This window comes from Paenibacillus sp. CFBP 13594, from assembly GCF_014842675.1.
Lineage (GTDB): Bacteria > Bacillota > Bacilli > Paenibacillales > Paenibacillaceae > Paenibacillus > Paenibacillus amylolyticus_B.
Map to the genome: position 1 here is coordinate 1 of NZ_JACYVQ010000026.1, position 3,872 is coordinate 3,872.

Below are 3,872 nucleotides of genomic sequence, written 5' to 3' on the forward strand. Positions count from 1 at the left end.
GCAAGAATGTTGAAAGTAACAAACCTGATTGATCAATAAACACAATTTAAAACGAAAAGCCTTTGCTGACATTGGGGGTCGGCAAAGGCTTTTTATTTTTTGAACTGACGTTGGAGCCGCTGAACTCTATGTGTCTCCTGCTAGAGGATATGATAAAAGGTTATCCACCCTCATATCCTCCTTGCTATCGTTTGTATTCATTATCGTATAGCTTGGTAAGAGTTTGGTAAGAGGCTCAGTGTAGAATAAGCAATGAAGTATTTCAAAATTAACACAATCTAGTAAATCAGCATCCTGAAAGGGATTATGAGAAGAATGATTTAGCTAAAATTAGATATTAGTCGAAAGGTGTGACAAGTGTTTGAAGAACAATAAGAATTTGCACAACAGCAAAATGACAAGAGTATGGTCAAGGGTGCTTTCTTTGGTGATGGTTGCGAGTATATTGCCTACACCAATTTTGTTTCCAGCCATAGAAGCTCATGCAGATACTGAAAATCCTGTATCCAACAGTACCGCGATTACCGCAGGGGGATATCCGGGTGGTGTAAGCAACGGACTCATATCATGGATTGATGTTGAGCAAAGTATGAATCTGGCAGCTGACGGCAGTAAAATCACTTCTTTGACCGATCTGGTGGATCTGGACCCCAATGTAGAACATGATAATGTGTGGAGTATCGTAAATCCTAATACCTTAGTTACAGGTGCCATTAACTTTAACAGCGGTATATTAATTGATGGTAACAAAGGATACTATGTCAGGGAGCCTTTCCATACAACGGATGTCGCTCGTGAGGCATTTTCCATTCAAGGAGCTGCTGCGAGCGGTTTCCCTTGGCATTTTGGCGGCCAAGGAAGTACCGACACGTACAGTACAAGCGTAATCAGATCTTCATTTGGCAATGCAGGGAACGACGAATTGATTCGAAATAATGCAGGTAACCCGTATCAGTTAGGGCAAGCAGATATTTTCAATGTACTTCGCACTGAGAATTATTTTGGGATGTATTTAAATAATACGAAGTTAATCGATAAAACAACTGCAGGAACAGCGAACTTTAATAGTGCCACGAGTGCTACGGGTTACTACTTCGGAGCAGGGCATAATCGAAGGTTTAATGGACTAATATCGGAAACGATATTATATAATCGCGAGTTACAGGACGTTGAAAGAACTAAAGTGTACAGTTACTTGGGGTTAAAATACGGAATCACTCTGGCAGACAACTATGTTGCCAGTGATTGGAACGGAGAAGAAGGTACGGTTTTCTGGAATTCGTCGAACCAGGCAGATTACAAGAATCGCATTACCGGGATCGGACGCGATGACTTGGGTGCCCAGGACCAGAAACAATCCAAGTCGCAAGGAGTCGGCTCAAATGTAGCCATTGCTCTTGGAGATACGATTCATTCAGATAATGCCGACAATGAGAATACGATGGATAACAACTCCTTCTTTATGTTTGCAGACAAGAGCGCGAACGATACCGTATCTTATGTAGGTGCATCCATCGTGAAAGATGGCTTTCGTGTAAAGATCATGGATCGTTCATATCAGGTGGACAAAACGAACTGGAATGATCAAGATATCACACTTCAAGTGGATGATGCTGAAGGTGTAACACCAAGCTACATCATTCTTAGCCAAGATGACTCTTTTGACAATAATGATACCTTTTATCCAGTAACGGATGGAAAGGTTACATTAAACAGTTCCAACTTTGCGGACGGTTCTTACTTCACGTTTGCAGCTGCATATCCGGAACCTAAGGGTGCCCATTTGCAAACATCGCAAGTAAACGACGATGGAATTCTAAATCTTACCTTCAATCGTGACGTGAAATCGGATGATTTGAAGGGTTTCACCGTCACAGTTGGAGGTACCGTGTATGATAATCTTAGTCAATTTATAGCTAATGGATCTACGATTTCCATCCCTCTGACGGAAGCTCAGCTTGAATCGGGAGAAGAAATTACAATTAACTATGACGGTAGTGGCACGTTGAGAGACGCGTTAACCGGACTCAAGGTTGATGAATTCGATCAGGCTCTTCACGCAGTCAATACAATGTCATTAGCGAAAAAAGTGAAAGAAGCCTTAGCTTTATCGAATGGTGATTACACGACAGATTCATGGAATGAATTGCAAACCAAAGTCCAAGAGGCACAGACACTTTTGAGCAATCCTTTGGTAACACAGACTCAGGTAAATGACCTGTTAAGTGTATTGGATAACGCAATCGATGGATTGATCAAGAATCAACCCAAAGCGGACAGCGGCAGCTTCATCGAGGGCGAAAGCACGATATCCATTCATTTTGATAAAAGTATCGAAGTAGTTTCTGAAGTGGATCTAAGTAGTGCATTTACAGTTACGGTAGGTGGGCAAACCGTAGAAGTTGTCGGAGCTGTCATCGACGGATCTGATCCTACAAAATTGATTTTGACCTTGCCCGAATCGGTTAAATTATCAAGTGATGAGAAGGTTAACGTTGCTTACAATGGAACATCTGGCTATCTAAAAGGCGAGGGAGCAGAAGGGACATTGGTTCATGATTTCCAATTCGATTTGGAAGACCCATTCGCGAGCGCGCTGAAGATTACTGAACCAGCAGGGAGTACTTCAGATAAGAAGCCAACGGTTTCGGGTACGGTCCATACGGATACAGATACGCTGAGTGCAGTGTTGAAAGATGCGGATGGAAATGTAGTTGATGTTGCAGGAAGTTTGATCTGGAATGCTGGGGATCCAAACTGGTCCTATCATCTGGATGAAGATCTGGCACCCGGCACTTATACCGTTGAGGTAACAGCAGTGGATGGAGGACGTTCCGTTACGAAAACGAAAACATTTACTATTGTAAAAGAAGCACTGACACAGCTGAGTCTGACCGATTCATTTGGGAAAAATATTGCGTTGAACCAAGCATTTGATCCAAACCAATTCAACTACGCAGCAACGGTAACCAATGATGTGTACAATCTACGTATTTACCCAACTGCTCCTGATTCTGCAGACAAAATTGAGATTTTGCATGATGGAATCTGGAAGGAAGTGGAGAGCGGCAGTAGTAGTGATGATCTTGCACTTAAGGTAGGTTCAAACACAATTGTCATTAGAGTTACAGATACGAATGGTTTGCAGACGGAGTACACTACGGTTATCACCAGAGCGTCCAGTGACAATGGTAACAATGGTGGAGGCAACAACGGCGGCGGGAACAATGGCGGTGGAAATACGGGAGGTAACGGTGGAAGCACACCTGCCCCTGCGCCAGTACCAACACCAACGGCACCCGTGAAGGATAATTTGGAAACAACTCGGGATGGTAGCCATCAACCATTTGCTACATCCAAACCATCTGACAACAAAGAAACATTGGTTCAAGTTGATCCAGCCAAGTTGAATGTTGCCATGTCACAAGGCACAGGTCAGCAGTTCGCCATTCATTCGCCGAATGATGGTGATATGAAGGTGGATGGTTTAACCCTCGAAACACTGAAACAATTAGTAGATCAAGGTTCCAAATTGAACATTAGCAATCCGTTGGCGATCTATCCGGTACCTGGTGGCAAAATGGACCTGAACGGTGTGTCCAAGCAACTGGGCAACGTTGCAATGAAAGATATTGCTGTACATGTCGACATTGCACGTTCTTCGGATGCCTTGATCAGCAGCGCGAAAAACAAGGCTGCAACCGAAGGGTATGAGCTTCTGGTGAATCCGGTCGATCTGGATCTGACATTTACGAAAGATGGACAGACAGTTAGATCCGGCCAGTTGAACGGCTATGCACCGAAGTATATTGCACTTCCAGAAGGTATCGATCCGAACCGGATTACCACAGGCGTGATCATTAACCCGGACG

Annotated in this window: 1 protein-coding gene; it reads left to right on the plus strand. The window is 43.6% G+C overall.

Annotated features, from left to right (window positions below; translation table 11 throughout):
• Positions 1–394: 394 nt before the first annotated feature.
• Positions 395–3,872 (plus strand): cadherin-like beta sandwich domain-containing protein (locus IFU39_RS32445; protein WP_192136483.1); only part of this gene is annotated, 3,478 nt, incomplete at its 3' end.